General features: G+C 67.4%; 5 protein-coding genes. 3 read left to right on the top strand and 2 right to left on the bottom strand.

Annotation, left to right across the window (positions count from 1 at the left end; genetic code table 11):
- Window positions 1-185: 185 nt before the first annotated feature.
- Window positions 186-542 (bottom strand): hypothetical protein, encoded by a 357-nt coding sequence (locus IH26_RS61015; RefSeq protein WP_157437901.1) that lies wholly within the window; start codon window positions 540-542, stop codon window positions 186-188.
- A gap of 145 nt (window positions 543-687) precedes the next feature.
- On the bottom strand, window positions 688-3,702 hold the full coding sequence (locus tag IH26_RS0151920) for a fibronectin type III domain-containing protein (protein WP_030443718.1): 3,015 nt from the start codon (window positions 3,700-3,702) through the stop codon (window positions 688-690).
- 394 nt (window positions 3,703-4,096) lie between these two features.
- Here IH26_RS0151920 and IH26_RS0151930 point away from each other — a divergent pair, with 394 nt between their 5' ends.
- The 3 genes from IH26_RS0151930 to IH26_RS63735 all read left to right on the top strand — a co-directional run bounded on the left by IH26_RS0151930 (window position 4,097) and on the right by IH26_RS63735 (window position 5,860).
- Window positions 4,097-4,348: a hypothetical protein gene (locus tag IH26_RS0151930; protein ID WP_030443719.1), complete on the top strand. Its 252-nt coding sequence runs from the start codon at window positions 4,097-4,099 to the stop codon at window positions 4,346-4,348.
- A 113-nt stretch (window positions 4,349-4,461) separates the two neighbouring features.
- The gene (locus IH26_RS0151935; RefSeq protein WP_342668383.1) at window positions 4,462-4,872 is read left to right on the top strand and encodes an ADP-ribosylation/crystallin J1; all 411 of its coding nucleotides are present in this window, start codon (window positions 4,462-4,464) and stop codon (window positions 4,870-4,872) included.
- A gap of 664 nt (window positions 4,873-5,536) precedes the next feature.
- Window positions 5,537-5,860, top strand: a complete 324-nt coding sequence (locus IH26_RS63735; RefSeq protein WP_084599879.1) for a hypothetical protein — start codon at window positions 5,537-5,539, stop codon at window positions 5,858-5,860.
- Window positions 5,861-6,060: the final 200 nt, after the last annotated feature.

A 6,060-nucleotide genomic window follows, 5' to 3' on the forward strand; every position in this document is an offset into this window, starting at 1 on the left:
CCGCCCGCGTAGCGCTCGTTGACGCTCGTTGCCGGAACTCCCGATCACCAGGCCCCGCTAATGTCACCCTGAGTAGCATTCGGGCGCCTTCTTCGCGGCAGAACAGTGCGTCGTCGTGTTTCACTCAAACGCCCTACGGAGCCTGTATTGCGGCGCTTCGCGGCAGGTTCGAGGCCGAAATTTCGCTACCGGCCCGGCGCGATGGCACCTACTCTTCCATCGTGGCGCGGTCCCGTATCAGGAGCATTGTCGTTGAGGGCATCGGCTACCGATGGACCGTCGGTCGCGTCGATCCCGGCCATGTCATGGTCAAGGTTTGGCAGGACGCACCAGACCGCGGCGGCACACTCGAGGTCATCGTCACCTTCGACGACCCGTGGCTGAACTACGGGCCCATCATCACCGCACCAGTTGGCCGAGCGTCCGAGGTGTTCGAGCTCGACCCCGTCATCCCAGCCCTCGTCGCCAAGATCATCCAGCAGGCACTTGGCGCAGGCTGGCTGGCCCATTGCCGCGGGACAACAAGGCTCCAGCTCACCCACGACCGCGAACGGTTGGAACCGCCTCCACGCGAACTCAGCGGCGATGTCCGGCGGCCGTCTATCGATAGCACAATGAGGTCCAGCACAGGTAGGCGTAAGAACGTGATCGGGGACGCCGGGTGGACCCGGCGTCCCCGACGTGTTTTCAGCTCGCGGCGCTGGGCGACTTCTTGCCCACGAGCTTCTTCTGGGCCGCGTTCGGCTTGACCAGGGCGGCCGGTGCCGCCGGTGGGGTGGCCTTGCCGCTCAGGTAGAAGGCCAGGTTCTGGGCGAACTGACCGGCCGTGGCGGTGTCCATGAGCGCCGGGTCGATCCAGTTGATGTCCATCAGCAGCGTGATCCGGCCCTTGCCGCTCACCTCGTCAGGTCCCCAGGCGGCAGCCACCGGGGTCGTGCCGGCCGAGGCGAGAACGTCCGCCGCCGGCAGGCCGCCGATGCCGCCCGGTGCGCTGACCGTCCAGGTCGTGACCGCGAACGGCTTCGTGCTCAGGCCGTCGGGCGCGTCCGGGTTGACGGTGACCGGGCCGGTCTGGAGGTAAGGGTCACCGAGTCCGCCGATCTGCAGGTCGGTGGCGCCCGCGACGAGGCCCTTCACGATCGTGGTGTCGGCCGCGTTGAGGCCTTCGCAGCAGGGCCGCTCACCGGTCAAGTAGACGCCATGACCGGTCTTGACGTACGCGACTAATTTGCCTTGGTCGTCGTCGTCGAGTGGGACGGTGCTGACGTCCCAGATCTGCCCGTAGCCGCTGAGGTCCGCGGGCAGCGTGTCCGTCTTGGTGGCCGCCACCGAGTAGCCGGCCGCCTTGAGCTGCGACTGGAGCCAGTCGACCCCGTTGGTGTTGCCGTAGTCGCCGGTTCCGGCCAGCAGCACGTCGGCCTGGGCCGGGACTGCGGGCGGCCCGTTGTCGTCGGGCGCGGTGACGGTGATCTCGACTGTCGCCGAAGTTTCCGGCTTGAGCCCGTTCGCCGGGCTGGTGGCCGTGATCTTGTAGACGCCGGGCTTGTCCGGCGCGGTGTAGACACCGGCCGCGGTGATGGTGCCGTCCTGCGCTTTCCACTGCACGGTCTGGTCGGGCGAGCGTGCCACCGTTGCGGTGAACGCGACGGTTCCGCCGGTCTGGACCGTCGCCGTACTCGGGTTGATTGTCACGCCCATGAACGGGCCGGAGCGGTACAGCGGTAGCGCGAGGGTGACGATCGGGTCCTGCTGCCAGTCGGCGATCTTCTTGCCCACCAGGGACAGTTGGAAGCCCGCGCCGAGCGTCCCGCTGATCTGCAAAGTGATGAAGTGGTCCTCGCTGGTGTTCGCCTCGAAGTCGATGACGTTGACGGTGAACTGGACGTACGGCCCGGCCACCCCGTAGAGCATCAGGCTCAGCCGGACGCGCGGCCCGATGGTGAACTTGGCCGTGGCGAACGCGGTCGGCGGCAGAAAGGCCGTGGTGCGGTTGTTGATCGGCCGAGCGGTGACGCGGGAGTCGTGGCTGGTGATGTCGACGCCCGAGGTGGTGGTCTCGCTGACCGAGGTGACGATGCCGACGCTGATCGAGCCGGACGCCTCGAGGGTGAGCTCCATCCGCGGGATGATCACGACGGGGACGGGCCCGATGGTGAACCGGATCGGCTCGAAGTCGATCTGGCCGAGTTTGATGCTGGCCTTGAGCTCCTTGCTGATCTCGGCGGTGAGCTCGGCCTTGCGTTCGACGTCGACGGTCGCAGTGAAGTGCGTGTCGGTGTGGAAACAGCAGTGCACGGACGCGTCGAACGCCACGTGGGGCGTGATCTTCTGCGAGCCGGTGAGATGGATCTTCTTGTCACCCTGCGACGCGAGGTCCATGTCGAGTGAGATGGTCAGCTCGGGCGCGGCGATCTTCGCCAGGCCCTTCGGCGCGACCAGTTTCACGCCGTCACGGGCCGCCTGGAAGTGCTGCACGTCGCCGGCGTCGAGGTCGGTGGCGAGCGCGAGGCCGCCGTCGGCGAGGGCGTCGTCGAGCGCGGCCGCCGCGGTGGTGACGGTGGTGGTCGTGCCCTCGGTGGTGACTGCGACGACCTTGCGCAGCAGGCCGGCCGGGGTCTGCTCGCTGACGTCGGCGACGATCACGTTCCCGGCGACCAGTTTGCGCACCTGGTCGGGCGCGTCGGTAAAGGTCAGCGTCTGGTCGGCGGCCACGCCGGTCAAGGCCGCAAGGGACTCCTTGGACAGCACGACGGTTCCGGCCGTGACGGTGGCGTCGGGCCTGGTGGCGGCGGTGGCCTGCCCGGGGCCGCGGCCCTTGGTGTTGCGGGCGCGCACGGTGAACACGTACGCGGTTCCGGCGCGCAGACCGCCGACGGTCGCCGACATGGCACCGGCCGCGGCACGCACGGTTGCGCCGCCCGGGCTGGCGGTGATCTCGTAACCGGTGATCGGCGAGCCGCCGTCGTCACCGGCCTGCCAGCTGACCTGTACGCCCTTTCCGGTGCCCGACGCCTGCACGGAGGCGGGCTTTCCCGGCGGTCCGACAGCGGGAACGACGTTTCCCGTACGCTCGGAATCCGCCCCCTTCCCGACCGAGTTGACCGCCGCGACGACGAACCGGTACCGCGTCCCGTTGGCGAGCCCGCTGACCGTGGCTGTGCGGGCGTCGCCGCCCACCGTCACCTCGATCGCGCCGGGCTGCGCGAGTACCCGGTACCCCGTGACCGGGCTGCGCCCGTCGCTGGCAGGCGGTTTCCAGGTTACCGTCGCGCTGGTGTTCCCGGCGGTGGCGCTCACCGAACGGGGCTTACCGGGCGCGACCGCCGCCAGCGGCGTCACCGTGTTCGAGGGACGGCTGCGCGCGCCGGTTCCGGCCGCGTTGATCGCGGCGACCGTGAACTTGTAGCGGTGCCCGTTGACCAGGCCCGCGACGTGCACGCTGGTGGCCGCGGTAGTCCGCAGGGCCGCGCCGCCGGGCGCGGCCGTGACCACATAGCCGGTGATCGCGGCGCCGCCCGTGGCCGGAGCCTTCCAGCTGATGTCGGCGGACGCGTCGCCTGCCACGGCCGTGACCTTGACCGGCTGGTCCGGCGGGCCGGCCGCTGCGGCGTCGGCGTTGACGGTGGCGTAGGCCAAAGCTCCGGCCAGGACCACCGCCATCGAACCCGCCAGGGTCACCTTCTTGATCGACCAGGATCGCACCTGAATACCCTCCCCAGCGCCGGGACGAAATTTCCTGACGCCCCGGTCAACCTCCCGGTGAAGCCGGACGGTCATGGCCCAAATGGACCGGGGTCACTGTCTTGTCGACGGATGGTCAGGCACCGCGGTTCGCGTTCGCCGAGTGCCGGTCCGGCGATAGCGCCGGGCTCAGGACCGGGTCGCTGTTCCGGGCCGTGACCGCCTCGAGCAGATAGTTCATCGTCTGCGGACGGCAGGCGCGCCTAGGCCGCCGGACCGGGACGGGCGGGCTGATCGGTCAACTCTCCGGCGCAACCGTCGGACTCGGTGCTGAATCGGCGAGTTTCCTGACTTCCGCGGCCTGTCTGCTGGCCATCCGCCACAGCGAACCGCTCCAACCCGTGTCATCACCGCCGTGCAGCTCATCAACTACGGAACCATCCCGCTGGGCGCCGTCATCAGCGGTCTCCTCGACGCCACCCTCGGATTCCGGCCAGCCATCTGGATCATGACAGCGGCCTTCGTCCTGGCCACCGGCAATCTGCTTACCGTGCCGATACGCCAACCTGCCCAGAACCGCCCGCACGACCAAAACGTCGCCTCGGCAAACATTCGATTCTCGGCAAATCCGTGCACGCGGCATCGGCGTGGCGCGCACGGACAGTGACCGCGGCGCCCGGCCGGGGCCGATCGGGGTGTCTTGGCTGTGGGCACCGGATCCGGTGTACCGGTCCGGTAATCGGTGGCCCGCCAGACCTTCCTGAGGCGATCATGGTTCTCGTGGTAGATGTCGAGACGGTGACGTTGTGGCGGCCGACCGGGCCGCAGGAACTGGCCCTGGTCGAGTGCTCGGGGTGGCGTGCCTGGCCGCCGCGGCTGGCGGATCAGCCGATCTTCTACCCGGTACTGAACGAGGAATACGCCACCATGATCGCCCGGGACTGGAACGTCCCGGCGTCCGGAGCAGGGTACGTGACCAGGTTCGAGGTCCGTCGCTCCTTCCTGGACCAGTACGAGGTTCATCAGGTCGGTGGCCGCACCATCCTGGAGTACTGGATCCCCGCCGAGGACCTGGACGAGCTCAACGCCAACATCATCGGCACGATCGACGTCGTCGCCGAATACCGTTTGGACCAACCCACGGCCCCGATGCCTGCGCGATCCAAGCCGCCTCGTGCAGCAACCCGGTGACAGCCGACGACACCGAGCCGCGCCGGCACACCGACGATACCGGCGGCGGTTCGCCCCATGATGCTGTCCGCAACCCGTGTCCAGGGTGGGGTCTACGGGCCCTGATGCCACCGATCGTGCGATCGATGCGTGATCCATGCGTGATCGACAGCCCTGGCGTGGACCATCACCCGGCAGCATTTACTGACACTCGGGCATTGCGTACGCCTAGATGAGGTGGCATATTTCGATACTGGGAGGCAATTTTTAACATTGGCCGACATGAATAGCAGCGGACTCTTAATCCGCGGGTTGTAGGTTCGAGTCCTACGCGGCGCACCATGTTTCACCAGGCCGTATAGCTTCTGGGCTATACGGCCTGGATCTTTGCGGGGCCCGTGTGGGGCATACGTGGGCGCCCGTGCCGACGCCTTGCCTTCGTCGCGGAACGCCTGGCCCGGCGTGGTTTCGGCCGGCTGCTGCGCTGCGGATTTTCGCGGCCCAGTCACGGAGCGTTTCCGGCGTCTGGTGCCGGGCACGAGACAGGCCTGCGGGTGCCGAAATCCTCATCCGTCCTGGTCACAGCCATCTCCATCGCCGACGCGTGACGGCGGGACCCGGGCTGGTTTCAGCGACCGTACCTCGGTGACGTTCTATGGAGAGGGCTCCGCGAGGATGGTCGGTTGTGTTGCTGCGACTGGACTATCTCGGTGTGACCGACGCTCTGGCTCTGCTGCGGCTCTTGCCGATGAGCGACCGTGACAAGGACGCCGAGATCCTCGCCTTGCGACACCAGATCACGGTGCTCGAACGGCAACGAGCATCGCCCGACCCGACTGCCGAGCCAGCAGCCCTCACACGTCTCCGCATCCGCCGACACGACCGACTCGGCGGACTCCTCCACGAATACGATCGTGCGCTTGAGCAGCACGGATGGCATTATCAGCACCCGCACGATCGAGGCTTCAGTTCTCGACACGACATATTGATCGGCGATCTCGGCGGTTAACCTTTCTGCAGAAAGTCATTGCCCAGTACAACATATGGCCACCGATGCTACCTTCGCCAATGTTGACAGCTTCTGATGAGCCCATGGATCACGGTGATGGCCACGGGCACGGCAAAGTCGGAGAGTACGCGACTGAGGGCTCTGTGTTGATGTCCAGAGTGGATTTGACGGGGCGGGCACGGCTCCGGTGATCTTGAGGT

The sequence above is a fragment of the Actinoplanes subtropicus genome, from assembly GCF_000721705.1.
GTDB classification, from domain to species: Bacteria; Actinomycetota; Actinomycetes; order Mycobacteriales; family Micromonosporaceae; genus Actinoplanes; species Actinoplanes subtropicus.